Annotated in this window: 25 protein-coding genes and 3 tRNA genes; 15 read left to right on the top strand and 13 right to left on the bottom strand. The window is 68.0% G+C overall.

The genetic code is table 11. The features are described from left to right. Positions 1-170: 170 nt before the first annotated feature. From dcm to K8O92_09940, 5 genes are all read left to right on the top strand, one after another. Positions 171-1,304, top strand: a complete 1,134-nt coding sequence (dcm, locus tag K8O92_09960; protein ID UAK35581.1) for a DNA (cytosine-5-)-methyltransferase — start codon at positions 171-173, stop codon at positions 1,302-1,304. After that, positions 1,301-1,729: a very short patch repair endonuclease gene (locus tag K8O92_09955; protein UAK34167.1), complete on the top strand. Its 429-nt coding sequence runs from the start codon at positions 1,301-1,303 to the stop codon at positions 1,727-1,729. Before dcm ends, K8O92_09955 begins: the two co-directional genes overlap by 4 nt. 162 nt (positions 1,730-1,891) lie before the next feature. Further along, on the top strand, positions 1,892-2,647 hold the full coding sequence (locus K8O92_09950; GenBank protein UAK35580.1) for a DUF998 domain-containing protein: 756 nt from the start codon (positions 1,892-1,894) through the stop codon (positions 2,645-2,647). A 134-nt stretch (positions 2,648-2,781) separates the two neighbouring features. After that, a complete protein-coding gene (locus tag K8O92_09945) occupies positions 2,782-3,174 on the top strand; it encodes a RidA family protein (GenBank protein ID UAK34166.1) in 393 nt (130 codons plus the stop codon). A 71-nt stretch (positions 3,175-3,245) separates the two neighbouring features. Next, positions 3,246-3,971 (top strand): maleylpyruvate isomerase family mycothiol-dependent enzyme, encoded by a 726-nt coding sequence (locus K8O92_09940; GenBank protein ID UAK34165.1) that lies wholly within the window; start codon positions 3,246-3,248, stop codon positions 3,969-3,971. A 47-nt stretch (positions 3,972-4,018) separates the two neighbouring features. On the opposite strand, the gene K8O92_09935 is transcribed toward K8O92_09940, so the two are convergent. The 5 genes from K8O92_09935 to K8O92_09915 all read right to left on the bottom strand — a co-directional run bounded on the left by K8O92_09935 (position 4,019) and on the right by K8O92_09915 (position 6,573). Beyond that, the gene (locus tag K8O92_09935) at positions 4,019-4,474 is read right to left on the bottom strand and encodes a DUF6228 family protein (GenBank protein UAK34164.1); all 456 of its coding nucleotides are present in this window, start codon (positions 4,472-4,474) and stop codon (positions 4,019-4,021) included. A gap of 188 nt (positions 4,475-4,662) precedes the next feature. Beyond that, positions 4,663-5,409 carry a transposase gene (locus tag K8O92_09930; protein UAK34163.1) on the bottom strand — a complete coding sequence of 249 codons (747 nt, stop codon included), beginning with the start codon at positions 5,407-5,409 and terminating at the stop codon, positions 4,663-4,665. Positions 5,410-5,580: 171 nt separating this feature from the next. Continuing rightward, a tRNA-Arg gene (locus K8O92_09925) sits at positions 5,581-5,653 on the bottom strand. 34 nt (positions 5,654-5,687) lie between these two features. Beyond that, positions 5,688-5,777: transfer RNA gene (locus tag K8O92_09920), tRNA-Ser, on the bottom strand. Between the two features lie 88 nt (positions 5,778-5,865). Further along, on the bottom strand, positions 5,866-6,573 hold the full coding sequence (locus K8O92_09915; protein ID UAK34162.1) for a dienelactone hydrolase family protein: 708 nt from the start codon (positions 6,571-6,573) through the stop codon (positions 5,866-5,868). 117 nt (positions 6,574-6,690) lie between these two features. Between K8O92_09915 and hisC the strand changes: the two genes are divergently transcribed. Beyond that, the gene (gene hisC / locus K8O92_09910; GenBank protein UAK34161.1) at positions 6,691-7,764 is read left to right on the top strand and encodes a histidinol-phosphate transaminase; all 1,074 of its coding nucleotides are present in this window, start codon (positions 6,691-6,693) and stop codon (positions 7,762-7,764) included. Here the strand turns inward: hisC and K8O92_09905 are convergent. Beyond that, positions 7,761-8,834 carry an esterase family protein gene (locus K8O92_09905; protein UAK34160.1) on the bottom strand — a complete coding sequence of 358 codons (1,074 nt, stop codon included), beginning with the start codon at positions 8,832-8,834 and terminating at the stop codon, positions 7,761-7,763. The genes hisC and K8O92_09905 overlap by 4 nt on opposite strands. Before the next feature lie 71 nt (positions 8,835-8,905). Beyond that, positions 8,906-9,937, bottom strand: a complete 1,032-nt coding sequence (locus K8O92_09900; GenBank protein UAK35579.1) for a HoxN/HupN/NixA family nickel/cobalt transporter — start codon at positions 9,935-9,937, stop codon at positions 8,906-8,908. A gap of 527 nt (positions 9,938-10,464) precedes the next feature. Here K8O92_09900 and K8O92_09895 point away from each other — a divergent pair. Further along, the gene (locus tag K8O92_09895; protein ID UAK35578.1) at positions 10,465-11,538 is read left to right on the top strand and encodes a nitric oxide synthase oxygenase; all 1,074 of its coding nucleotides are present in this window, start codon (positions 10,465-10,467) and stop codon (positions 11,536-11,538) included. Positions 11,539-11,599: 61 nt separating this feature from the next. Here K8O92_09895 and K8O92_09890 read toward each other — a convergent pair. The 3 genes from K8O92_09890 to K8O92_09880 all read right to left on the bottom strand — a co-directional run bounded on the left by K8O92_09890 (position 11,600) and on the right by K8O92_09880 (position 13,429). After that, positions 11,600-11,684 (bottom strand) — tRNA-Ser (locus K8O92_09890). Between the two features lie 24 nt (positions 11,685-11,708). Then, positions 11,709-12,119: a MarR family transcriptional regulator gene (locus K8O92_09885; protein UAK35577.1), complete on the bottom strand. Its 411-nt coding sequence runs from the start codon at positions 12,117-12,119 to the stop codon at positions 11,709-11,711. Between the two features lie 131 nt (positions 12,120-12,250). Then, complete coding sequence (locus tag K8O92_09880; protein UAK34159.1) at positions 12,251-13,429, bottom strand: lactate 2-monooxygenase; 1,179 nt, start codon at positions 13,427-13,429, stop codon at positions 12,251-12,253. A gap of 156 nt (positions 13,430-13,585) precedes the next feature. On the opposite strand from K8O92_09880, the gene K8O92_09875 reads away from it, so the two are divergent. Next, complete coding sequence (locus K8O92_09875; protein UAK34158.1) at positions 13,586-14,590, top strand: NAD(P)H-quinone oxidoreductase; 1,005 nt, start codon at positions 13,586-13,588, stop codon at positions 14,588-14,590. A gap of 15 nt (positions 14,591-14,605) precedes the next feature. On the opposite strand, the gene K8O92_09870 is transcribed toward K8O92_09875, so the two are convergent. Beyond that, on the bottom strand, positions 14,606-15,808 hold the full coding sequence (locus tag K8O92_09870; protein UAK34157.1) for a cysteine desulfurase-like protein: 1,203 nt from the start codon (positions 15,806-15,808) through the stop codon (positions 14,606-14,608). Between the two features lie 252 nt (positions 15,809-16,060). On the opposite strand from K8O92_09870, the gene K8O92_09865 reads away from it, so the two are divergent. The 7 genes from K8O92_09865 to K8O92_09835 all read left to right on the top strand — a co-directional run bounded on the left by K8O92_09865 (position 16,061) and on the right by K8O92_09835 (position 22,857). Then, a complete protein-coding gene (locus K8O92_09865; protein UAK34156.1) occupies positions 16,061-16,666 on the top strand; it encodes a bacterial proteasome activator family protein in 606 nt (201 codons plus the stop codon). A gap of 225 nt (positions 16,667-16,891) precedes the next feature. Then, positions 16,892-17,773, top strand: a complete 882-nt coding sequence (locus K8O92_09860) for an ABC transporter permease (GenBank protein UAK34155.1) — start codon at positions 16,892-16,894, stop codon at positions 17,771-17,773. Between the two features lie 10 nt (positions 17,774-17,783). Further along, complete coding sequence (locus tag K8O92_09855; protein UAK34154.1) at positions 17,784-18,641, top strand: ABC transporter ATP-binding protein; 858 nt, start codon at positions 17,784-17,786, stop codon at positions 18,639-18,641. A 262-nt stretch (positions 18,642-18,903) separates the two neighbouring features. Beyond that, the gene (locus tag K8O92_09850; protein ID UAK35576.1) at positions 18,904-19,782 is read left to right on the top strand and encodes a glycosyltransferase family 2 protein; all 879 of its coding nucleotides are present in this window, start codon (positions 18,904-18,906) and stop codon (positions 19,780-19,782) included. Between the two features lie 280 nt (positions 19,783-20,062). After that, positions 20,063-21,109: a ribosome small subunit-dependent GTPase A gene (gene rsgA, locus K8O92_09845; protein UAK34153.1), complete on the top strand. Its 1,047-nt coding sequence runs from the start codon at positions 20,063-20,065 to the stop codon at positions 21,107-21,109. A gap of 389 nt (positions 21,110-21,498) precedes the next feature. After that, positions 21,499-21,861: a hypothetical protein gene (locus K8O92_09840; protein UAK35575.1), complete on the top strand. Its 363-nt coding sequence runs from the start codon at positions 21,499-21,501 to the stop codon at positions 21,859-21,861. 144 nt (positions 21,862-22,005) lie between these two features. Then, positions 22,006-22,857, top strand: a complete 852-nt coding sequence (locus K8O92_09835; GenBank protein UAK34152.1) for an NAD(P)-dependent oxidoreductase — start codon at positions 22,006-22,008, stop codon at positions 22,855-22,857. A gap of 94 nt (positions 22,858-22,951) precedes the next feature. On the opposite strand, the gene K8O92_09830 is transcribed toward K8O92_09835, so the two are convergent. Then, positions 22,952-24,865: a glycosyltransferase gene (locus K8O92_09830; GenBank protein UAK34151.1), complete on the bottom strand. Its 1,914-nt coding sequence runs from the start codon at positions 24,863-24,865 to the stop codon at positions 22,952-22,954. Positions 24,866-24,999: 134 nt separating this feature from the next. Further along, entirely contained in the window at positions 25,000-25,536 is a 537-nt protein-coding gene (locus tag K8O92_09825; GenBank protein UAK34150.1) for a GtrA family protein, read from the bottom strand. Between the last annotated feature and the right edge of the window lie 8 nt (positions 25,537-25,544).

Genomic DNA, 25,544 nt, shown 5'->3' with positions numbered 1-25,544 from the left:
CGCACCGATCGCACCGCGTGACACGCGGACCGTACCAGGTGCCGGGGACGATGGTCCCGATGTTCGGGGATCGCCCCGGGCCGACTCGAGTAACCTGCTCCCCGGGCACGGGACGCGTGGGGGCGTCCGGTGTGGACGCGAGAAAGGGAAGGTCGTTGACGGGCGTGCGGATGGTCGGGCTGTTCGCCGGGATCGGCGGACTCGAGCTCGGCCTCGGCAGGCACGGCTGGCACACCGAGCTGCTGTGCGAGATCGAGCCCGGCGCCCAAGGCGTGCTCGCCGCCCGATTCCCGGACGTGCCGCTGCATTCCGACATCACCCGGCTGCGCGCCATCCCGGCGAGGACGGAACTGGTCGCGGCGGGATTTCCTTGCCAGGACCTCTCCCAGGCGGGACGAACCGCCGGAATCACCGGCACGCGCTCGGGTCTGGTCGACGAAGTATTCCGGCTGGTGCGCCGCAAGCGCGGCCCACGCTGGCTGCTGATCGAGAACGTGCCGTTCATGCTGCAGCTGGGCCGCGGAGCGGCCATGCGGCACATCACCGGCGCGCTCGACGAACTCGGCTACACCTGGGCCTACCGGGTGGTGGACGCCCGCGCGTTCGGCCTGCCCCAGCGCAGACAGCGAGTGCTCATGCTGGCCTCCCGCACCGAGGACCCGCGCGGCGTGCTGTTCGGTGAAGACGCCGGTCCACGGACCGTCGGCGATCCCGCGTTCGACCCGTGCGGCTTCTACTGGACCGAGGGGGTGCGCGGCCTCGGCTGGGCGGTGAACGCGGTGCCGACGCTGAAGGGCGGCTCCGCGCTCGGCATCGCCAGCCCGCCCGCGGTGCGGCTGCCGTCCGGGGAGATCGTCACGCCCGGCATCGCCGACGCCGAACGCCTCCAGGGCTTCGACGCGGGCTGGACGGCGCCCGCGACCGACGTGCCGGGTGTGCGGAAGGGCCACCGCTGGAAGCTGGTCGGCAACGCGGTGAGCGTTCGGATGGCGTCCTGGGTGGGGGCGCGGCTGGCCGCTCCGCTCGATCCGATCCCCGGCGATCAGCCGCTGGCTCCGGGAACGCCGTGGCCGGTCGCCGCGTGGGGTCACAACGGTGCGGCTTATCGCGTGCCCGTCTCCACCTGGCCGGTGCACGAGCCCTACGAGGACCTGACCCACTTCCTCACCGACGCGCAGTTGCTCTCCGCCCGTGCGACAGCCGGATTCCTGCGCCGGACCACCATGGGCAGTCTGCGTTTTCCGCCCGGATTCCTCGCCGACGTGGAGAGCCATCTGGACCGGATGGGCGGTTGGGCGGCATGACCCAGCGGCCCGCTACCGACGCCGCCACCAGCGCCAGGATGGCGCGCCAGCGGCGCACCGGCACCGATCCCGAACTCGCGCTGCGCCGGGAACTGCACCGCCGCGGGCTGCGCTACTACGTCGACCGCGCACCGATCCGCGGGCAGCGACGACGCGCCGACCTGGTGTTCCCGCGCCGGCGAGTCGCCGTCTATGTGGACGGCTGCTTCTGGCACCGCTGCCCGCAGCACGCCACCGATCCGAAGAACAACGCCGACTGGTGGGCGGCCAAACTGGCCGGAAACGTGGCCAGGGATCGAGCCACCGACGCCGCGCTGATCGCGGCGGGATGGCACGTGATCCGCGTCTGGGAGCACGAGGATCCCGTCAGCGCGGCCGACCGCGTCCAAGCCGCGCTGTCAGCGGCGTCGCACCCGCACGAGTGAACGTGGAGCGTGGGCGGCCAGGTAGCCGGACACCACCATCACCGTCATGACCGCGATTCCGGCGGCGGCGGTCGCGAAGCCGAGCATGGGGAACCTCCTCGAGTTGCAGCTGTCGTCCAGCGTGCCGGGCGAAGCTGACAAGACCCTGTGTGCCGGATGGTAATGACGTGTGCGGCCCGCCGCTGCCCGGCGCGCTCGAACACGCCGCACAATGGAAACGTGGCGGGTGGCTCGCAGACCTCCGTTCGGCGTATCCGACCGGCATCGGTGCTGGTCGCGGCCGCGATCGCACTCGCTGGGCTCTGCTATTCGTCCTGGGTCCTCCAATTCGCGCTGAAAATCGACCTCGACCCCCTCGACTCCTTCCTCAGCGAACTCGACGCGGAGGGCAAGCCGTACCGGGAGGTGTTCGCGACCGCGGACCTGATCGTGGGCGCATCGCTCATGCCCGCGGCCATCGCGGGGCTCCTGTCGTTTCCCCGACGCGGGTTGACCACCGTCGGCTGGATCGCGCTGTTCTGCTTCGGCGCGGCGACCATCGCCGACGCCCTGCTGCCGCTGCGCGACTGCACTCCCGGCGAGAGCGGGTGCGGCGGCCCGAGTGAACTGTTCCCGCAACTGCACCAGCCGCACGCACTGACGAGCACACTGGCCGTCACCTCGATCGCGGTCGCGGCGTTCACCTTCGACCTGGCCGCGTTCCGCTACCGGCGATTTCGGGTGCTCCGCGAATTCGGCCTGGTGGTGTTGGTGATCGGGTCGCTGGCGACGGTGTGGATGCTGGTGGCCGACAACCTGCCCGGCAACCACGCCCTCGGGATCGCGCAGCGCATTCAGGTGGGCGCGATGTCGCTGTGGTTGATCGCGCTGGCCGCGGCGGTCGTCGTGGAAGAACGGGAGCGGACCGAACCGGGCTGATACCTACCCATTGCCGCACATCGTGTGGCAACATGTCGGCCACCCTCGCGGCGAGCGGAGCGTTGCGGTCTTCGGAGCGGGCCGGTGACCTCGGTGGATACGGGAACGCGAGGCGGCGTGCGATGCTTTCGCCCATGAGCGATCGCGTGAACATCTCCTCGGGTTCGGAGTTCGAAGACATCGTCGGCTACTCGCGGGCGGTCCGGCTCGGCAATGTCATCGCGGTCAGCGGGACCACCGCTTCGGCCCCCGGCGGCACGGCGGTCGGCGGCGACGACATCGGCGAGCAGACCAGGGAAACGCTGCGGCGCATCGGCTCCGCCTTGGAGGAGGCGGGTGCGAGCCTGGCCGACGTGGTGCGCACCCGCATCTTCGTCACCGATATCGCACGCTGGCCCGAGGTCGCCAAGGCGCACGCCGAGGTGTTCGGCGAGATCCGTCCCGCGACGGCCATGTACGAGATCAAGGCTTTGATCACCCCGGCCCTGCTGGTCGAGATCGAAGCCGACGCGATCGTCGGCGGGTAGTCCGCCCCTCCTCGGCGAACCCGGCCTGTCGTCAGCGGCGGACCGGGTTCTCCCTCGCTAGGGTCGAAACCGTGACCACCGCCGCCTCACAGACCCCCGTGCAACTCGACACCGTCGCCGAGGCGACCGCCCGCCTGCTCGACACCATCCGCGGCCTCGATGAGCACGCCGTCACCGGCCCCTCCGCACTGCCCGGCTGGACCCGCGGCCACGTCCTTGCTCATCTCGCCCGCAACGCCGACAGCTTGGTGAACCTGCTGCTGTGGGCGCACACTGACGTCGAGATCCCGCAATACGCCAGCGCTTTCCTGCGCGACCACGACATCGAGGCGGGCGCGGCCCGTCCGCTCACCGAGCATCTGGCCGACAACGAGGCTGCCGCCACCCGCTTCCTCGCCCTCGCACGCTCGCTCACCGACGACGCTTGGCGAGCGCAAGTCCGCACCCGCCAGGGCCGGCCGATCCCGGCGACCGAAATCCTGTGGATGCGTCTGCAAGAGGTCGAAATCCACCACGTCGACCTGAACGCGAACTACCACCCCTCCGACTGGCCGGCCTCCTTCGTCACCCGCATCCTCTCCCAAGTCACCGCCGACCTCACCCGCCTCACCGCAGACACCCCCCTCGAGCCGTTCACCCTGCGCGCCATGGACTCCGACTACACCGCCACCATCGGAAGCTCCCCCGCCACCCACACCATCTCAGGCCCGTCCTCGTCCCTCGCCGCGTGGTTGATCGGCCGCAGCACCGGTTCGGATCTGACCGGCGACCTGCCGAGCCTGCCCGCCTGGAAGTAGATCCCGCACCGCCGGCTACGAAGGGTTGTTCCGATGCACCGAGTGGCTCATCGACCCATCGGTTGGGTTGACGAGGGTCGAAGGAACCGATGGACCGAGTCGGCGAGTCGGCGCATCTCCTCGCCTGCTTCCAGCGCCGTGACCACGGTTGCGGTCCAGCTGTCCGGGCGCGAGCAGCTGCGTGGGCTCAACGTCCAGGTCATCTCGACGTAGCCACGCGGATCGTGCTGCGCATCGACTCGCAGATCGTGATCCAGGCTTTCCCAGCTCTGAACCCCCTGCCAGCCAGCGAACTCCGACGCCAGCCCGTCCAGGTACAGCGGTAGTGAGCCGCCCCCATAGAAATCGACAGTGAGCCCATGAACCGCGGCACGCATCTGATCGCCGGAGAATTCGGCACACAACGCCACGACATCGTCCCCATAGGGCGCGACACGGTTCCAGAGCCTGACTCTGTTTCCCGGATCGGGACAGACCAACTCCACGGCCTGCCCGGCTTCCACCGACTCCGAGTCGAATTCGCAGCCCACGGACTCAGGCTAGCTCCGAGAACTGCTCGGCGAGGACGGCGTCTGACCAGCGTTCCCGGACAAGCTGGAAACGTGACGGCCTGGCCCGAAGGGATTCGAACCGTTGCCGTCGGATGTCATCGGACATGCAGACGGCAGTCGCGTGATTACTCACACGACGTTCACCTCACCAGGTGAGGCGTTCCCGTGGCAATATCCTCCGCCGACCGTGCGACCGGGCTTGCGCGGATTTCCAGCAGGCTCGTTTTCCGTCGCCCCGCAACTCGGGGAGGACGTCGCGTCGCCAAACCGGCCAGGTTTCGCGCAGCGTTGCGATCGCGATCGATCACCAGACCGCAGTGCTCACATCGAAACTCGCGCTCGCTGAGACGCAGCTTGGCTTTCACCGCACCACAGCGAGGGTTGGAGCAGGTTTTCGATGATGGGTACCAGCGGTCGGCGACGACGAGTGTTCCTACGTTCCATCGAACCTTGTAGTCCAGCTGCCGCCTTAATTCACCCCACCCCGCGTCGGCGATAGAGCCGGCCAAACGGCGGTTACGCACCATTCCGGCGATATTCAGATTCTCTACGACGATCGTCCCGTAGCGGGCGGTGAGCGCGGTCGTCAGTTTGTGCAGTCCATCAACTCGTGCCCGCACTACCCTCGCGTGCAACCTCGCGATCCGGCGATTGGTGGATCGCAACCATCCCACCGCTGGCGTCAGCTCGCTTTCTGCGATGCCGTAGGAACGCTCCGCCGCTCGCTGCCGAAGGTTCGCGCTAACCAGGTCAAGCGCCCAGTTGAACGCGAATCGCTGCGCCCCGCAGTGGGAGAGCAACATTGCCACCTGACTGGGGGTCGGATTCAAAGCGAAGCGATATGCCTGCACTACATGTACGACCAGCACGTCATCGCTGACACTCATACGCCGCCCCCGTATAGCGATATCCGATTACGCCCCCGAACTCGTTCCCCTACCTTCGCGTCTGGGTCCCACTGCCGCGGAGTCGCCCCGCTGGCAAGCTCCCGCCCACGCTCCAACGTAATGAGAATTGCACCGAGGCTCCCGGCGTGACCGCCGAAAGCCTCAGTTCGGTGCGCCCGGAGAGACTCGAACTCCCAACCTTCTGATCCGTAGTCAGATGCTCTATCCGTTGAGCTACGGGCGCATGTGTTATTCAGTTGTACCCGGTTTCCCGGGCGTGGCGGAGGCGAGAGGATTTGAACCTCCGGTCCCCTTGAAGGGACAACTCATTAGCAGTGAGTCCCATTCGGCCGCTCTGGCACGCCTCCTGGAGCCTTCTCTTCGAGGGCACCGGTCCTTTCGAACCGCCGAGCCCAAAGGTTACAGCAGCTACCGTTCAGATCACAAAACGGCTGGTCAGCGCAGGTTGCTGTCGAACCAGTCGAAGATTCTGGTCTGCGAATCGACGGTCGCCATGTCCTCGTCCGCCTCGGGGGTGTCGGCGCGGTGGTGCAGGCCGGGGTAGGTGACGACCAGGCTGGCGACCGCAGCGCGGGCGGTCGCGTCACGCAACTGGTCGACCTGGGCGGGCGGGGTGGCCGGGTCGTCGACGCCGAACAGGCCGAGCCACGGCGCCTGTAGGTGGGGAGCGGCGCGCACCAAGGCGTCGGCCTGGTCGGTGAGCGGCTCGATGATGCCGGGCGAGGCTACGCTCACCGCGGCGCCGATCGGACGATTGGTCGCGACGAGGAACGCGGCGGTGCCCGCGGAGTCGAAACCGAGCACGCCGATGGTGTCGGGAAACACCCCGCGCCGGGTGAGCCAGTCGAAGCAGGCGTCGAAGTCTTCGAACAGCTCGTCGCCGAAGACCCCGCCGCCCGCCTGGCCGTCCTCGCGATGGAAGAGTTTGGGTGCGACCACCGTCCATCCCTCGCCGGCCAGTGCGTTCATCAGGTCGCGTAACGCGCCGGTGAACTCGCCGGACTCGTGCAGCAGCACGATTCCGCCACGGGCATTTCCTTCCGGCTCCATCACCGTGATGGGCACCTGCCCACCGCTGGTCGGCCGCACTTCTTCCCGGTCGCTACCCCGCAGCGGGGCCATATCGTCGTAGGTGCCCGACATGAATCCAGCCTAGGGCGAGTTGCTGATCTTCGGTAGAAATTGCACGTGAGGGCCTATCGCCCAGAGATTTTCCGGTAGGCCGATCAGGCCTTCCACGGCACGGATTAGGGTTGGAGTGTGACAGCGCAGATCCGGCCGGACCTCGAATCGATCCCGGCGTACACCCCCGGCCGCAGCAATCCCGGCGCGGTCAAATTGGCCAGCAACGAGACGACCGTCGGTCCGCTGCCCGCCGCCGCGAAAGCCATCGCCGAGGCGGCCGAGCTGGCCAACCGGTATCCGGACAACCAGGTCACCGAGCTGCGCACGGCGCTGGCCGAGTTCCTTGGGGTCGGCTTCGACAATATCGCGGTCGGGTGCGGCAGCGTCGCGCTGTGCCAGGAGCTGGTGCAGATCACCTGCGCGTCGCCGTCCGACGAGGTGCTGTTCGCGTGGCGCTCGTTCGAGGCGTACCCGATCGTGACGAAGGTGGGCAACGCCACCGCCGTGCAGGTGCCGCTCACACCCGGCCAGGTTCACGATCTGGACGCGCTGGCCGCCGCCGTCACCGAGCGGACCAAGTTGATCTTCGTCTGCAACCCGAACAATCCCACCGGCACCGCCGTCGGCAAGGCGGCGCTGGTCCGGTTCCTGGACGCGGTGCCGTCGCACGTGCTGGTGGTGCTGGACGAGGCGTACTACGAATACATCCGGCTGGCCGACCGCCCTGACGGCGTCGAGCTCGGCCGGACCAGGCCCAATGTGGTTGTGCTGCGCACCTTCTCCAAGGCGTACGGCCTGGCCGGGCTGCGAGTGGGCTACGCGGTGGGCGACCCGGCCGTGATCACGGCCCTACTGAAGGTGCACATCCCGTTCAGCGTGAACCGGCTCGCGCAGGCGGCGGCGATCGCGTCGCTGGAGGCCCGTCACGAGCTGCTGGATCGCACCGACCTTCTGGTCGCCGAACGCGCGCGCGTGCGCGACGCGCTGGTGACGGCGGGCTATCCGGTGCCGCCGAGCGAGGCGAATTTCGTCTGGCTGCCGCTGGGCGCGCGCAGCGCCGAGTTCGGCGAGGCGAGCGCGACGGCCGGCGTGCTGGTGCGGCCGTACGGAACCGACGGGGTGCGTGTCACCATCGGTGACCCGCACGAGAACGACCTGTTCCTGAGCTTCGCCGGTGCGCCGGATGTGCTCGCGCGGTTCCTGGGTTAACGAACGCCGATCGCGGGCGCGATCGTGGGCCACGAGAGGGCCAGCTCGTCCTCCCAGTACGGCCAGGAGTGCGTACCGGTGGCCCGGAAATGCGCGGTGACCGGAATGTCGAGGGACCGCAGTCGATCGGTGAGCCGCCTGGTGCAGGCGTTGGTCGCGGCCTCCAGCGGCCCGCCGAACGTGATGGCGCTGGGAAGGTCGACGTTCGGGTTGCCCGGCACGTCGTGCACGCCGGGCAGGCCGCTGCCGACCGAAAGATAGATCGTCTTGCCGCGCAGCGCGTCCGCGTGCAGGGTGACGTCGTGCGCGAGCCAGGCCGGATCGTCCTGCTTGCCGAACATGTTGTCCGGCTCGCCCATGTAGGTGGCGACCACGGCGCGCGCCTGCGCCTGGCCGATGTCGGTGCCCATCGAGAAGCAGCCGCTGTGCGCCGCGATCGCGGTGTAGAGCGCCGGTTGCCGGAACGCCAGCATCATCGCCGCCTCCGCGCCCATCGAGACGCCCATGACGGCGTTGGTGCCGTTGCCGTCGAACTCCGCGTCGATCAGCGGAGGCAGCTCCTTGGTCAGGAACGTCTCCCACTTGTTCGTGCCGAGCACCGGGTCGGGCTGCTGCCAGTCGGTGTAGAAGCTGGCGGGACCGCCGACGGTGAGCACGACGTTGACGTCCTTGTCCGCGTAGAAGCGGTCGGCGTGCCCGAGTTCGGTCCAGTTGTTGCTGTCGGGGCTCGCGCTGCGGCCGTCGAGCATGTACACGGTCGGACGCGGGCGCGACTGGTCGCGCGGCAGCAGAACTTGCACTTCGACCACCCGGCTCATCGCGGGCGAGGCGACGTAGACCCGTAGCCACCGATCGTGGATCGGTTCGATGCGCTCGATCCGCGCGATGGAGGGTCGCTTGGTGGTCGGCTCGGCCGGGCCGGGACCGTCGGAGGACCCACTGTTCACCGGCGGCGGTTTCCCGGGGACCGCCGTTACCTGGGAAGCACCCAATCCCACCGCACCGGAGACAAGTGCGGCGCTTATCAGGGCGCTGGAGACCCAACGCCGCACCGCGCGCCGAGACAGCATGCGACCCATCCTGCCAGAGCCCCCGCAGGTGGGACGACAGCCGTCGCCCTGGCGGGGCACGCATGTGGCGCTCATCGCGCGGCCAGTCCGTCCTGCCAGCGTCGCTCCACTCCGGCGAATCGCCAGACCGCGACGGCGACCGCCCAGGTGAGCACGAACAGCCCCACGATGATGTAGCCGAGATCACCCAGATCCAGATTCCCGACCCAGGCAACCACACCCGACTCTACTTCGAGTTTCTCGGCGAAGATGGAGACGATTTCCTGCCCTCCGATCAACAGCGCGACCGCGACCGACAGGCCGGTGATCACCAGGTTGTAGTAGATCTTGCGCACCGGCCGAGCGAAGGCCCAGTCGTAGGCATAGCTCATGAACGACCCGTCCAGCGAATCGAACAGCGCCATGCCCGCCGAGAACAACACGGGCAGCACCAGAATCGAGTACCAGGGCAGCCCGGTCGCCGCGGCACCGCCCGCGATCACCAGCAGCCCGACTTCGGTGACGGTGTCGAAACCGAGGCCGAACAGCATGCCCACCGGATACATGTGCCGCGGCTCGCGGACGAGACCGATCACCGGCCGCAGCACCCGGTTGAGCAGGCCACGGCTGTCCAGCTGTCGTTCCAGCTGCGCTTCGTCGTACTCGCCGAGGCGCATCTGCTGGAACACCCGCCAGATGCCTACCAGCGAGGCCAGATTCAGCAGGCCGATCAGGATCAGGAACGCACCTGACACGCCGGTTCCCCACAGGCCCGTCCAGCGTTGCAGGGCGGAGTCCTCATCCTCCAACCCGGACGCCAGCGCCCGCACGCCGAAGGCGAGCAAAGCCACCAGTACGAAAACTACGGTGGAATGGCCGAGCGCGAACCAGAAACCGACGGTCTGGACCTTCTGTTTCCCACTCTCCGCCACGAGCTTTCGCGTGGTGTTGTCGATCGCGGCGATATGGTCGGCGTCGAACGCGTGCCGCATGCCGAGCGTGTACGCCGTCACTCCCAGGCCGACGCCGAATACCGAACCACCGATCACATAGTGGCCCGGCACGACGAACAGCAGAAGCGTCCCCCAGCCGAGGATATGAAGCACGACGACGGTGATCGCCATACCGATGACACTGCGCACGAGCGAACCCCTCAACCCTCGAAAAGCAGATCGGGTCAACGATACTGGACACCGCCGATTCGGGCCCGCTTCTTCTGCCGACCCAGCAAATCCAGCAAATCATGGCACACCGTCAGCACACCCGCCGTACGCTGTGCGGCGAGCCTCCTCCGGGTATCGAACTAGGACGGGCATGATCGCGCATCCATACCATCAGCACCGAGGTCATCGCAGTATGCCGTGGTGTCCGAAGTGGACCGTCCGCCCGGTTTCCAGTCGTGGACATCGCGCCGGTATTCGAGTAAGTCCCGTTCCGAGGCTATTTTCTGGCATCCGTTCCGAGTGCCGTCGTGGGCCACCTGCCGCGAATCGTTGCCGCCCGCGCTTCCGCGCGAATTCTCTGCTCGACTCGCCTGTTTCATCGCAGCACCAATGCCCGACCGGAGAAAATCGTGAATCCAGTGTCACCCGTCTCCTCGATCGAGAACGAATCGCACACAGAACCTTTCATCCCCGATCTGCGACGCCGGATGCGGGAGTGCGACGAGTTCTTCCGGCTGCCCGAACTGGCGCACCTGAGCGCTCAGCGCAGGCGCGGCGCGCTCGAGCAGCTCGAACAGACCGGCGCCTATCTGCAGACCGCCGAGGAGATCCTGATCGGAGCCAAACTCGCCTGGCGAAATCACGCGCGCTGCGTCGGCCGGAAACATTGGCGCTCCCTCAAATTGCTCGACGCCCGCCGCGTGCGCTCGGCCCGCGAGCTGGCCGAGGTCTGCTGGCAGCACCTGCACATGGCCACCAACGGCGGCGCCATCCAGTCGATGATCACCGTCGGCCCGCCGCGGCAACCGGACGGCCGCGAGTTCCGCATCGTCAGCCCGCAGATCATCCGATACGCGGGCTATCGCAACGGGGATGGCACGGTCACCGGCGACGCCGCCAATATCGAGCTCACCGAATTCGCCGTGCAGCTCGGGTGGCAGGGGGCCGGAACGCCTTTCGACATCCTTCCGTTGCTGATCAGCACGCCGGACGAGCCGGTCCGCTGGTTCGAGATCCAGCCCGAGCTCGCGCGCGAGGTGGAACTCGAGCACCCGGAGTTCGAGTGGTTCGCCGGTCTCGGACTGCGCTGGCACGCGCTGCCCGCGGTGTCGAACATGAATCTCGAGGTCGGCGGCATGACGTACCCGTTCGCGCCGTTCAACGGCTGGTATCTGGGCGCGGAGATCGGCGCGCGCAATCTCAGCGACGCCAACCGCTACAACATGCTCCCGCTGATCGCGGAGATGATGTGCCTGGACACCAGGGCCGAGCGCAATCTCTGGCGCGATCAGGCCTTGGTCGAGCTCAACCGCGCGGTGCTCTACAGCTTCCGCAAGGCGGGCGTGTACATCGTCGACCACCACACCGTCGCCAAGCAGTTCTGCGATCACGTCAAGCGCGAGGAGGCCGCGGGCCGCGCCTGCCCCACCGACTGGTCCTGGATCAACCCGCCGATCTCATCCGGGCTGACCCCGACCTTCCACCGCTACTACGACCCGCCCGACCTGGACATCCGGCCGAACTTCGTCCGCAGGGATTTCGATGCCGACATAGGGCTGTGACCACATTGCTGGAAGCCCGGTGCTTGTCCATGCCACGAAGATCGAAGTGCCGGTTCCTTTGCGGAGACGGAGGGATTTGAACCCCCGGTCGCTCTCGCGACGCTCGCTTTCAAGGCGAGTGCATTCGGCCGCTCTGCCACGTCTCCAGGGACCTGATCGTAGCGGACGCCTCAGCCGGAGTGCTTGCCGATTTCCTCGTCGACGCGTTCGAAGACGTCACCGATCACTTCGAGCTGGGCGGGGGCCAGCAGGTCGATGAAGTGGCGGCGGACGGCTTCGACGTGGCCGGGCGCTGCGGCTTCGAGGCGGCGCATGCCCTCGTCGGTGAGTTCGGCGAGCACCCCGCGGCCGTCCTCGAGGCAGGTGTTGCGGCGGACCATCCGCTGGGCCTCCAGCCGCCGGATCTGATGGGTCAGCTTGCTGCGTGAGGACAACACGCCGTCGGCCAGCTCGCTCATCCGCAACGAGCGGTCGGGCGCCTCGGAGAGCAGGACCAGAATCCGGTATTCGGCGACGGTCAGGTCACTATCCCGCTGCAACTGACGATTCAGCGCCGTCATCAGGCGCTGGTGGCCGTCCATGTACGCGCGCCAGGCACGCTGCTGGGCCGGGGTCAGCCAGCGGGGCTCGGCCACGACACGACCGCTCGGTTCGGGATGCACGGTGGCCATTCTATGCCCGGCGAACTGCGTAAATGATCGGCTGCCGCAGGTCAGCGCACCATGGACAGCAGTGCGCGGCTCACCGCGGCCGGGTTCGTGCAGCCGGAGAGGCCGAGCGCGGAGTCGAAATCGGCGAGGAGGATTCGAAGCGCGTGCCGAGCCCCGGTGGCGCCGGCGAGGCCGAGGCCATAGGCCCACGGCCGCCCGTACAGCACGGCCTTCGCACCCAGGGCCAGCGCGACGAGCACGTCGGAACCGGTGCGCACTCCGGAGTCGAACAGCACGTCGGCACGGTCGCCGATGGTGGCGACCACCGCGGGGAGCGCGTCCAGCGCCGCGATCGAGCCGTCCACCTGACGGCCGCCGTGATTGCTCACGACCACCGCGTCGGCGCCCGCGTCCACCACCTGGCGCGCGTCGTCGGGATGCAGGATGCCCTTCACCGCGATCGGGAGGTCGGTCCATTCGCGCAGCCGCGCCAGATCGGCGAGCCGCAGCGTGTGGTTGCCGAACAGCCCGGCCCAGATGAGGATGGCCGTCCGCATCGCCTCGTCGCTCTCCTCCGGTGCGGCGGCGAGTTTGCCCCGGAACACCGGGTCGGACAGGTAGTTGGCGATGCCCTTGCCGTGCAGGAACGGCAGGTGCGCGTGTTCCAGGTCGCGCGGCCGCCAGCCGAGGGTGGGGGTGTCCACGGTGACCACGAGCGCCGAAGCTCCGGCCCGCTCGGCACGCCGGACGAACGAGCACGCCAGTTCGTCGTCCGCAGGCCAGTACAACTGGTACCACCACGCACCGGCCGCCGCGCCCACGTCCTCGATGGTCGAGGAGGCCGCGGTGGACAGCACCGTGCCGATGCCGAGTTCCTTGGCGACCTCGGCCACGATCACCTCGCCGCCCTCGTGCAACAGTTCGAGGACGCCGATCGGCGCGGTCAGCACGGGCGCGGCCAGCTTGGTGCCGAGCACCTCGACCGACAGATCCCGGGCGCCCGGGCCGGTGGAGCCGCGCAGCATCCGGGGAAGCAGGCGGTAGCGGTCGAAGGCGGACCGATTGGCCGCGGCGGTGCGCTCCGCGGACGCGCTGCCCGCGACGTACGCGAAGGCGACCGGATCCAGCCGCTCCCGCGCGAGCGATTCCAAACCCGCGGCGGTCATGGGCAACTCGGGGGTCACGCCACCCAGCCCGCCCAGGTAGATCTCGTTCTGAAAGTCGATGAAGCCGCCGCTCACCCCCGGAACGGTAGTCCGTGACGCCGGTCACCGCAGGCCGCTTGCCAGATTGCGTTCCCGCGTTCCGTTTCCGCGCCACGCTCGCCGCACCGCGCCCATCGGTCCGACTCGGGGGTCCGCGCGCAGCGCCGCGTACCGGCGGAGCACTATGGCACGGTGCGCGCGATAGATCTGAAGAGTTTCGGCGGCCCCGAGGTGATGTCCTGGGCCGAGGTGCCGGATCCGGCGCCCGGACCTGGGGAAGTGCTGATCGAGGTGGCCGCGGCGGGCGTCAACCGTGCCGATCTGTTGCAACGTCAGGGTTATTACCCGCCGCCGCCCGGCGCCAGCCCGTTCCCCGGCCTCGAATGTTCCGGTGTCATCGCCGAAATCGGCGACGGGGTGCGTGAGTGGACGGTGGGCGATCGGGTCTGCGCGCTGCTTTCCGGCGGTGGTTACGCCGAACGGGTGGTGGTGCCCGCGACGCAGGTGCTCGCGGTTCCGGACGGCATGGACCTGGGCGCGGCGGCCGGGTTGCCCGAAGTGGCGGCGACCGTGTGGTCGAACCTCGTGATGACCGCCGATCTGCGCGCGAACCAGCTGGTGCTGGTCCACGGCGGCGGCAGCGGGATCGGCACGCACGCCATCCAGGTCGCCCGCGCCCTCGGCGCTCGGGTGGCGGTGACCGCCGGATCGGCCGAGAAGCTGGCGCGCTGCGCGGAGCTGGGGGCGAGCGTGCTGATCAACTACAAGGAGGACGACTTCGTCGCGGCGGTGCGCGCCGAGGAGTCCGGCGCGGGCGGCCCCGGCGCGGACGTCATCCTGGACAACATGGGCGCGGCCTATCTGGGGCGCAACGTCGACGCGCTGGCCGAGCACGGCAAATTGGTGGTGATCGGCATGCAGGGCGGGGTGAACGCCGAGCTGAATCTGGGTGCGCTGCTGCGTAAGTGGGGCACCGTCCACGCCACCAACGTGCGCGCGCGGCCCGCCACCGGTATCGGCAGCAAGGCCGAGATCGTCGCCGAGGTGCGCGGCCGGCTGTGGCCGCTGATCGCCGACGGCACGGTCGCGCCGGTCATCGCCGCCGAACTGCCGATCGAGGAGGCCGCCGAGGCGCACCGGCTGCTGGACTCCGGTGAGGTGTTCGGCAAGGTGGTGCTGCGGGTGAAGGAACTCTGAGGGCGGCGGCGCCGCTCACTCCAGCGCCAGCAACGCTCTGCCGAGCTGGTCGATCTCGAACTTGGTGGTGTAGGGCGCGAGGCCGATGGTCACCGCGCCGCCCTCGTCGTTGACGCCGAGCGCGTCCAGCAGCCTGCTGCCACCGTGCACGCCGCTGACCGTGCCGATCCGGTTGTCGGCGAGCTTGGCCGCGACCTTCTCCGCCTGCATGCCCGCCAGCGTGAAGCTGACCGTGGGGATGCGGGTGGACGCGCGGCCGATCACGGTGAGACTCGGGATCGAGTCGAGCACGCTCATCAAGTGCTCGAACAGCTGGTCGTGATAGTCCTGCAACGAGGTGATCGACATCTCCAGGCGTTCGCGCCGAGTGCCGCGCGCTCGCTCGTCCAGCCCGGCCAGGAAGTCGATCGAGGTGGTCAGGCCGGCCAGCAGCGCGTACTGATGCCCGCCGACCTCGAGTCTTTCGGCGCCCTTCGCATAAGGGTTCAACGACATGGACGGGATCCGGTCCAAGAACGCGGGGTCGCGGAAGACCAGCGCGCCGATCTGCGGACCGCCCCATGCCGGTGCGCTCAACGCGACGACGTCGGCATTCAGTTCATCGATGTCGATCAGGGCGTAGGGCGCGGCGCCGAACGCGTCGGCCACCAGCAGACCGCCCACCTCGTGCACCCGGTCCGCGGCAACCCGCACGGCGGGAGCGGAGCCGACGATCGGCGAGGCGGCGGTGAGCGCGACCAGTCGCGCGGTGGGCCCGATCAGTTCCTCGAATTGCCACGACGGCATCTCACAGGTCTCGATCTCCACCTCGGCCCAGCGCACGTGCGCGCCGTAGCGGTTGGCGATGCGCAACCACGGCGCGACGTTGGCCTCGTCGTCCAGCCGGGACAGCACGATGCCGGTGCCGAGGCCGAGCCGGGAACTCAGCGATTCGGCGAGCCAGGCCAGCAGGACCGCGCGGTCGGGACCGAGCACGACGCCCGCCGGATCTCCGCCGACCAGGTCCGCGACCGCTTCGCGGGCCGCGTCCAGGATCGCTGCGCTGCGCACGGCCGCGCCGTGGCGTCCGATATGCGAAAAGGAAGAGGTTCGAAAACCCGTCGAAACCGCGCGGGATACCGCGTCCGGAACCAGCATGCCGGCTTGCGGGTCGAAATGGATCCAGCCGTCGCCCAGGGACGGTATCAGGCCCCGAACCCGCGCGACGTCGTAAGTCATGCTGGCCACTCTAAGGGCAGCGGGCGAGCCTGTGTAACCGCGTTCCCCTCCGCATCGTGGCGAGAGCACAGCGACCTGGGACTCAGCATGGCGACCGACTTTCGACAAATCCGAACCACACGACCCGAACAGAATAGAACGCCGACCTCGCACGGCGGCGTGGACCGGTGACGGGCGCCGAACCCCGTACCGACGCCCGGCGCGGGAGCACCGGCTTAGCGCGTTCGGACCGGACACGACATGATAGGGACCATGACGCACTCGGATGAGGCACCGGACCACATCGTCGTTGTCGGACCCGACGGCAGGCCGTTGGCCATCCCGGCGGCAGCCGGATCGGATGCGCCCTTCACCGCGCAGGTGATGACCGACGACGATAGTAAGGACAAGTCGGACGACCGGGGCGACTCCGGCGAAGCGCTCGCCGACATGGTCGAGCAGCCCGCGAAGGTCATGCGGATCGGCACGATGATCAAGCAGCTGCTGGAGGAGGTACGGGCCGCTCCCCTGGACGACGCCAGCCGCATTCGCCTCAAGGAGATCCACAAGTCCTCGGTGCGTGAGCTGGAGCAGGGGCTCGCCCCCGAACTGCGGGAGGAGCTCGAGCGGCTCACCCTGCCGTTCACCGACGACACCGCCCCGACCGACGCCGAGCTGCGGATCGCCCAAGCCCAGCTGGTCGGCTGGCTGGAGGGCCTGTTCCACGGCATCCAGACCGCGCTGTTCGCCCAGCAGATGGCGGCCCGCGCCCAGCTCGAACAGATGCGTCAGGGCGCGTTGCCGCCCGGCATCCACGCCGCCGACCCGCGCGGCGGCCAGACGAGCCACGTCACCGGCGGTTCCGGCCAGTACCTGTGAGACCGGCGACGCGCGTGTGCCACACGGTGGTCGTCAGCCGCAGGGGTAGTCTCGTGCACCGTGCCCGCCGCTGCCGCTCGCTCCGACTCGGTCTCCGACCCGGGTGCGGTGCGTCCTGAAGAGAGCTCAGTTGGTTCCGATGACCAAGCGCGTTCAGATGACAGCTCGCCGACCTCCTCGGCCGAGCACACGGTGCGTTCCGGCGACGACTCACCGGAGTCTCCGGTGAGCGCGGCCGCGCCGCAGGCGCAGACCCTGCACTCCGGAGCCACCGAGGCGAAGATCGTCTCGGACTCCCAGACGTTCCGGCGGGCGTTCCAGGACTTCGCGGGCGGATTCTCCCAGCGTGAGCTGTGGCTTTCGCTCGGCTGGCAGGACATCAAGCAGCGTTACCGCCGCTCGGTGCTCGGCCCGTTCTGGATCACCATCGCCACCGGCTTGCAAGCCATCGCGATGGGCGTGCTGTACGCGGCGCTGCTCGGCCAGCCGCTGCGCGAGTACCTGCCCTACGTGACCGTCGGGTTGATCATCTGGAATGTGATCCAGGCGAGCATCCTCGAGGGCTCGGAGGTCTTCATCGCCAACGAGGGCCTGATCAAACAGCTCCCTTCCGCGCTGAGCGTGCACGTCTACCGGCTGGTGTGGCGGCAGCTGCTGTTCTTCGCCCACAACATGGTCATCTACGTGGTGATGCTCGCCGCGTTCGGCGTCTGGCGCAATCTCGGTGTGGCCAGCCTGATGGCGATCCCGGCGATCGTGCTGATCTTCCTGAATTCCATGTGGGTGTCGATCGTGTTCGGCATTTTCAGCACCCGCTACCGCGATATCGCGCCGATTCTCGGCAGCACCACGCTGATGCTTTTCGTGCTGACTCCGGTCATGTGGACGACGAAGACCCTGGAATCGCAGATCGGCACCGGCGATCGCGCGAAACTGGCCGAGATCGTGCCGACGTTCCACTATCTCGAAATCGTCCGGGCGCCCCTGCTCGGCGAACCGCAGGAACTGCGGCATTGGCTGATCGTCGGCGCGATCACCCTGGTGGGCTGGGTCGTGGCGATCTTCGCCATGAAGCAGTACCGTTCGCGCGTGCCGTACTGGGTATAGGAGCGCCCCGATGAGTCGTGTGAGTATCGAAACCCAGGACGCCTGGGTCGAATTCCCGATCTTCGACGCCAAATCGCGGTCGTTGAAAAAGGCGTTCCTCGGCAAGGCGGGCGGCGCGATCGGGCGCAACAAGTCCGACGTCGTCGTGGTCGAGGCACTGCGGGAGATCAACCTCTCGCTGCGCGAAGGCGACCGGGTCGGCCTGGTCGGCCACAACGGGGCGGGCAAATCGACGCTGCTGCGCCTGCTTTCGGGCATCTACGAACCTTCGCGCGGCAGCGCGCGCATCCGCGGGCGGGTCGCGCCGGTGTTCGACCTCGGCGTCGGCATGGACCCGGAGATCTCCGGCTACGAGAACATCATCATCCGCGGCCTGTTCCTCGGGCAGACACGCAAGCAGATGCTGGCGAAGATCGATGAGATCGCCGATTTCACCGAGCTCGGCGAGTACCTGTCCATGCCGCTGCGCACCTATTCCACCGGTATGCGCGTGCGCCTGGCCATGGGCGTGGTCACCTCGATCGATCCGGAGATCCTGCTGCTCGACGAGGGCATCGGCGCGGTGGACGCGGAATTCATGAAGAAGGCCCGGCTGCGGTTGCAGTCGTTGGTGGCGCGTTCCGGCATCCTGGTCTTCGCCAGCCATTCCAACGAATTCCTCGCGCAGCTGTGCGATACGGCGCTGTGGATCGATCACGGTCAGATCCGCCTGCGTGGCGGCATCGAAGAAGTGGTGCGAGCCTATGAGGGGCCGGAGGCGGGGAATCACGTCGCGACCGTGTTGCGCGAAATGGAAGCAGAACGGGCCGCCTCGACCGAGCCGGAGGCCGGGGCGAACGAACGAGAATTGGAGCGGAACCAGGCATGAGTGGTCAGGCCCGGAGGCGGCAGCGAAGTGTGACCACGCAGGGCCCCACTCATGCCGACAACAGGCACAGCATGAGTGGTCAGGCCCGGAGGCGGCAGCGAAAGGCGACAGCATGAGCGAGCCGACCGGGCAGGACACCCCGATCGACGAAGGGGCGCAAGCCCGGATCGGCTCCGCGCCGGAGGAGGGCGTCGAACTCGACGACCTCACCGCCCCGCTCCCGACGGAATCCGCGACGCCGAAGCCGGACTCGCAGCAGCGCATCGTGGCCGTCGTCGTCACGCACAAGCGCCGCGAACTGCTCGCCGAGTCGCTGAAGGTCGTCGCGTCCCAGTCCCGGCCGGTGGATCACCTGATCGTGGTCGACAACGGCAACGAGCCGGAGGTCGCCGACCTGGTGCGCGACCAGCCGGTGGAATCGACCTACCTGGGCTCGGCGCACAACCTCGGCGGTGCGGGCGGATTCGCGCTCGGCATGCTGCACGCGCTGAGCATGGGCGCGGACTGGGTGTGGCTGGCCGACGACGACGGCAGGCCCGAAGGTCCCGACGTGCTGTCGGTCCTGTTGGACTGCGCGAACCGGCACGGCCTGGTCGAGGTCTCACCCGTGGTCTGCGATATCGATGAACCCGACCGCCTCGCCTTCCCGCTGCGCCGCGGCGTGGTCTGGCGACGGCTGCGGTCGGAACTCGGCGACGAGGATTTCCTGCCCGGCATAGCCTCGCTGTTCAACGGCGCGCTCATCTCCGCGCAGGCGGTCGACGTGATCGGCGTGCCGGATCTGCGCCTGTTCGTGCGCGGCGACGAGGTGGAGGTGCATCGCAGGCTGGTGCGTTCCGGGCTGCCGTTCGGCACCTGCCTGCAGACGGCGTATCTGCATCCCAACGGCGTGGCCGAGTTCAAGCCGATTCTCGGCGGCCGGATGCATACGCAGTACCCCGACGATCCGGTGAAGCGCTACTTCACCTACCGCAACCGCGGTTACCTGATGTCCCAGCCCGGCATGCGAAAACTGCTGCCGCAGGAATGGATCCGTTTCTCCTGGTTCTTCCTGGTCACCCGTCGCGACCCGGCCGGCCTGAAGGAATGGTTCCACCTCCGCTCCCTCGGTCGCCACGAGCAGTTCGGCAAGCCCGACTGATCGGTGGACTCGCACACTCGGTCCCTGCCATCGGCTCAGCGGGGTGCGAGGCGCACGTTCCGATAGATGGAACGGAAATTCGGTTGTGCGGAGCGCGGGCGAGTGCCAGAGTTGGTGCACTGCGAGAGAAGTAAGGAGGTGTGGACCGTGTCGAGGAACGTTCGGTTTGTCGTGTCTTGGCGAGCTGACCTCGGTCATGCCGCCACACGAAACTCCTGCTCATTCTCCGCTCGCTGAACCCCTCGTCGGGTTCAGCGCCCGACGAAGGATTCCTTCCATCATGGTCGACCACGACCTTCTCGTCCCTTACGGCTGGACCGAAGCCGTTTCCGCCCGGTACGCCTCGATGATCGAGGAAGGCTGTGTGCCCGCGCGAGTGATCCGCATGGATCGCAGTGAATGCGACGTGGCCACGCCGACCGGGCTCGCTCGCGCCCGCTGCCCGCGCCCGGATTCCGAGGTCAGCGGGCTGTGCACCGGAGACTGGGTGACCGTCGACGCCACCTCGGCGGTACGCGGGTTGCTCCCGCGCCGGTCGGCGATCGTGCGGTCGTCGGTATCCGGCCGGTCGCAGGGCCAGGTGCTCGCCGCCAATGTCGACACTGTTCTGATCTGCACCGCCGCCGACGGCGACGTGGACCTCGGCCGCATCGAACGCATGCTCGCGGTGGTCTGGGAAAGCGATGCCCAGCCGATCGTGGTGCTCACCAAAGCCGACGCGGCCTATGACGTCCCGGTCGAGGAGGTGCGCGCCGTCGCGCCCGGCGCGGCCGTGCTCGAGGTGAGCGCGAACACCGGCGCGGGCCTCGATGTGCTCACCGCGATGCTCGGGGGCACCGTCGCCTTGATCGGGCCCTCCGGTGCTGGGAAGTCGACCCTCGCCAACGCACTGCTCGGCGCGGAGATCTTCGCCACCAACGCGGTCCGCGACGCGGACAAGAAGGGCAGGCACACCACGGTGCACCGGGAGTTGCGCCCCCTTCCCGGCGGCGGCACGCTGATCGATACCCCTGGGCTGCGCGGTATCGGATTATGGGACGCGACCGAAGGGATCGAGAAGACCTTCAGCGACATCGAATCCCTTGCCGCTCAGTGCCGTTTCGGCGATTGCGCACACCGCGGCGAACCGGGGTGCGCGGTGCGGGAGGCGATCGACAACGGCGAGCTCACCCAGCGCAGGCTAGACAGTTACAACAAGCTGGCGCGGGAGAACGAGTGGATGCAGGCGCGCACCGACAAGCGGCTGCAAGCCGAACGCGATCGGGCTTGGCGGGGCATCACCAAGCAGCACCGCAAGATGTTCCGGGAGAAGAACTCGCGACGCTGATCGAGCGGGGGCACGGTAGGGTGCCCCTCGCATCGTTCGCTATCTGGGAGGGATAGATGAGTCAACCCGGCGGGTACCCGCCACACGGCCAGCAGCCCGGCCAATGGCCTGGGCAGCCGGCGTTCGGTCAGCAGCCGGCAGTCGGCCAGTACCCGCCTCCGCAGGCGCCCGCGCAGTACGGGCCGCCCGCGGGGCAGCATCCGAGCCAACCGCATCTCGCTCAACCCCAGCTGGGGCAGCCGCCGTACGGACAACCCGCGCCGCAATACGGCCAGCCGCAGCCATACGGTCAGCCCCAGCAGTTCGGGCAGCCGCAACCGTACGGCCAGCCCCAGCAGTTCGCTCCGCAGCAGGGCTATGGCCAGCCCGCCGACCCGCCCGGCATCACCATCGATGCCTCGTACTCGATCTGGACGTTCCTGCTCGCGCTGACCAAGCCGAAGATCCTGGTCAACGGCCAGCGGGTGCCCAATACCCGCTGGGGCGCGAATCACATCCCGGTCGGGCCCGGCCAGTATCACGTCCGGGTCACCACCCCGTGGTTGTTCGACATGGGTCCGGCGAATGTGACCGTGCCGATCGCTGAGGGACAGGCCACGCGGTTCTACTACAAAGCGCCGGTGGTGATCTTCCTCAACGGCGCGATCGGACCGGTTCCGCAGAAGGCGCCGGGCATGTTGTTCCTGTACATCGTCTGGGCATTGGTCGCAGTGATGTTCCTGCTGAACATCCTGATCATCGCCACGATCTGAATCGCGGAGAGGGCACCGGCGCGCCGGTGCCCTCTCTTCGCACACCCTATGCAACTGGTTGCATAGGGTGGTGGTTTACGATTGGTCTGCAAGCGCGTACAGCCGCTGGCTGCTGCCCGCGGCGGAAACGAAGGAGCAGGTCACATGACGGAACCGGGATCCAAGCCGCTAGCGGGCCGGACGATGATCATGTCCGGCGGCAGCCGCGGCATCGGGCTGGAGATCGCCAAGCGGGCCGCGGCCGACGGCGCCGACATCACGCTGATCGCGAAGACCGATCAGCCGCATCCCAAGCTTCCCGGCACCATCCACACCGCCGCCGCGGAGCTCGAGGCGGCGGGCGGGCAGGTACTGCCGTTCGTGGGTGACGTCCGGATCGACGAGTCGGTGGCCGAGGCGGTCCGGCAGACGGTGGAGCGCTTCGGCGGCATCGACATCGTGGTGAACAACGCCTCCGCGATCGACTTGTCCCCCACGGACGCGCTGCCGATGAAGAAGTACGACTTGATGCAGGACATCAACTGCCGGGGCAGCTTCCTGCTGTCCAAGCTGAGCATCCCGCATCTGCGCGAATCCGCGAAGGCGGGGCGCAACCCGCACATTCTCACCCTGTCCCCGCCGCTGAACCTGGACCCGAAGTGGGCGGGCATGGCGCTGGGTTACACCATCGCCAAGTACGGAATGTCATTGACCACGCTGGGGCTGGCCGAGGAACTGAAGAACGACGGCATCGGCGTCAACTCGCTGTGGCCGCGCACCACCATCGCGACCGCCGCGGTGAAGAACCTGCTCGGCGGCGAGGAGATGATCTCCACCTCGCGCACCCCAGACATCTACGCCGACGCCGCCTACCTGGTGCTCACCTCGCCCGGCAAGGAGAACAGCGGCAACTTCTATATCGATGACGAGGTCCTGGCCGCCCACGGCATCACCGACCTGGACAGGTACCGCGTCACCCCGGGCGACGGCGAACTCACCACCGACCTCTTTCTCTGACCTCTGACCGCCTCCAGGCCGCAGTCAGGTGCAGCGACGGCGGCCGGCAGTGGGGAACGGGCAAGTCAGCCCGTCCCCCACGTACCAACGCCGATCAGCTGTCGCGTCGGGAATTCTCGATGCCGTACAACCGCTCCCAGTTCTCCCGGCTGGTGAGCTCCGGCATGGCGGCGCGGTACTGGGCCTGCAAAGCGGGCAGTTCCCGGCGCAAACGACGCAGCACGCGCACCATGCGGCGCAGCAACCGCATCGCGCGGGCCTTGTCGCGCCTGCGCACCCGGACGCCGGACTGCGAGGCGTCGGTGACCACCACGTGGTCGAACAGCGAGACATGCCACCAGTAGGCGTCTTCCCTGGTGACGCCGATGATGCCGTGCTGGGTGCGGCCCAGCCACTGGTTGATCGCGCGCTTGATCAGCACCAGCAGCGCGCGGCTGGGTTCCCCACCGGCTCGACGCAGGGTGATGTCCGCCGAGCGGACCGGCGGCGTCGCAGCGGGGTGCTTGATCGTCTCGGGGTAGTCGGCCCGGCTGGTGCGCGCGGCGGCCAGCGCTTCGATACCGCCGTCACGCAACACCTTCGGGCCCTCGAGGAAGTCCTCGATGCCCTGCAAAGTGGTGTGCACCAATCCGTACTGCATCGCCACCAGCTGCTCGGACATCTCCCGGAACAGCTTTCGGCTGATCTCCTTCCCATCCAGTTCCGCGTGCATGGAACCGACGATCAGCGAGTTGCGCGTGCTGAAGTAGCGCGCCCAGTCGTCGTAATCCTTCCAGTAGAAGTCCGCGTGCCAGACCGCGGCGTTGGGCAGCGTGACGGTGACGAAACCGTGCTCGCGCGCCCGGACGCCGTACTCCACGTCGTCCCACTGGAAGAAGATCGGGATCGGCAGGCCGATCTTCGCGACCACCTCGGCCGGGATGAGGCAGGTCCACCACGCGTTGTAGCCAGCGTCCACGCGGCGTTCCTGGTTCTTCTTCAGCATGCTCGTGTTGCGCAGCGCCTTCGGCACCTTCTGGCCGTGCCGCAGCCGGTGCAGGTGCACCTCCTCCGCGCCGACGTTGAGGTAGTCGGGGTTGAGCAGGAACAGCATCTGCGCGCCGACCAGCGTCGGCTCGACCGTCAGGTTGGCGAACGCGTTGAGGCGCAGCACCGTCTCCGGCTCGCACAGGATGTCGTCGTCCATCAGGATGACGTCGGCGTGCTCGTTGACCGCGGACACCTCGTAGAGCCCGCGGGTGAAGCCGCCCGCCCCGCCGAGGTTCGGCTGGCGCAGGTAGCGCAGCTTTCCTTCGAAGACCGGCACGACCTCCTGGTAGCGCGGCCGGTTCTCGACCAGATCGGTGCCTTGGTCGACCACGTACACCGCGTCGATCGCGGCGAGCACGGTCGGGTCGGAGGCGAGCGCCGCGACCGTCTCGGCGCAGTCCGCCGCGCGGTTGAAGGTGCAGATCGCGATGGCGACCGGGCGAACGCGCTCCGGCGCGACGGCGGTCCAGGTCAGCTCCGCGATGCCGAGCGCGCCGCCGATGGCGTCGAACTCCAGCCACAGCGCGCCGCCGTCGACGTACTGGTCGAGCGGGGCGCTCAGCGTCACCGAGCCGCTCGCGTCGACCCGGGCGTTGTCGATGATTCTGCGGTGGCCCGCGATGTCGGAGGCCACCAGGCGGATCTTCGCCTTGGCGACCACGTCGAGCACCATGGTGACCCGTACTTCGGTGACCGTGGTCCAGCGCTGCCAGTAGCTGGCGGCGAACCGGCCGAAGTAGGTGTTCGTGTGCGCGGTCGCGCCCTTGTCCAATCTCAGTGTGAGGCGTTCCCGGTGCGCGCCGCCCTTCACGACGGCGTACAGCTCGTCGCTCACTCGCGCCGACGGACCGGTGAAGATACCGCGCTGCAGTACTAGCCGGTCCGGCGCCCGATGGTCGGCCCGCAGCGCGGCAGGCGCCTCAGCGGCCGTCGAGCGATCGTTTGTTTCGGTAACGGCCTCGATAGCCGACTGATCCATGAAATCCTCGAAATTCTCATTGTGCCGGACGGGACAGACACGCCCCTCGATGCCTTCACGGCGGGGGTGAGGATATCAACCGCCCTCTGCGCTTGCCCGCCGTACAGCCACGCCGACGTGTGCTCGAACAATTGCTAAACGTTCGCCGATTCGTTTTCGGTGGCGCTGCCCGTGCCTGCGCGCGCCCCGGTGAAGACGAACTTGTCGTAAGCCCAGTACCGGAACACCACGGCCACGATCTGCCCGATCAACGTACCGGAGATGTTGTCCGACAGCGGGCTGGACAGGTCGAGCACGTACCGGGAGAAGCCGAGACAGCCCAGTTGCAGGCCGATCGCGACCACGTTGAACACGGCGTACAACAGGTATTCGCGCCCGGGATTGTCGGTCTGTTTGTGCGCGAAGGTCCACCACTTGTTACCGAAATAGGTCACCACCGTCGCCACCGCGATCGCGATGATCTTGGCCGGGAGTGGGTAGTGATAGAGCACGCCCTCGCCACCCCAGAAGACCAGGAGGTTGTACGTGCCCGCGTCGACCAGGAAACCGATCGCGCCGACCACCAGGAAAGCGCCGCCTCTGCGCAGCGCGGTGAGCACCTTGCGAAGGACCGTTGCGGTCTCCTGCGTGACTGGCTCGCCCGCGGGTGCGGTGGACTCACTGGATGGCACCGCCCGAC

Origin of the sequence: Nocardia asteroides (assembly GCA_019930625.1) — a bacterium.
Taxonomy (GTDB): Bacteria; Actinomycetota; Actinomycetes; order Mycobacteriales; family Mycobacteriaceae; genus Nocardia; species Nocardia sputi.
This window is presented reverse-complemented; position numbering and strand designations above follow the sequence as displayed.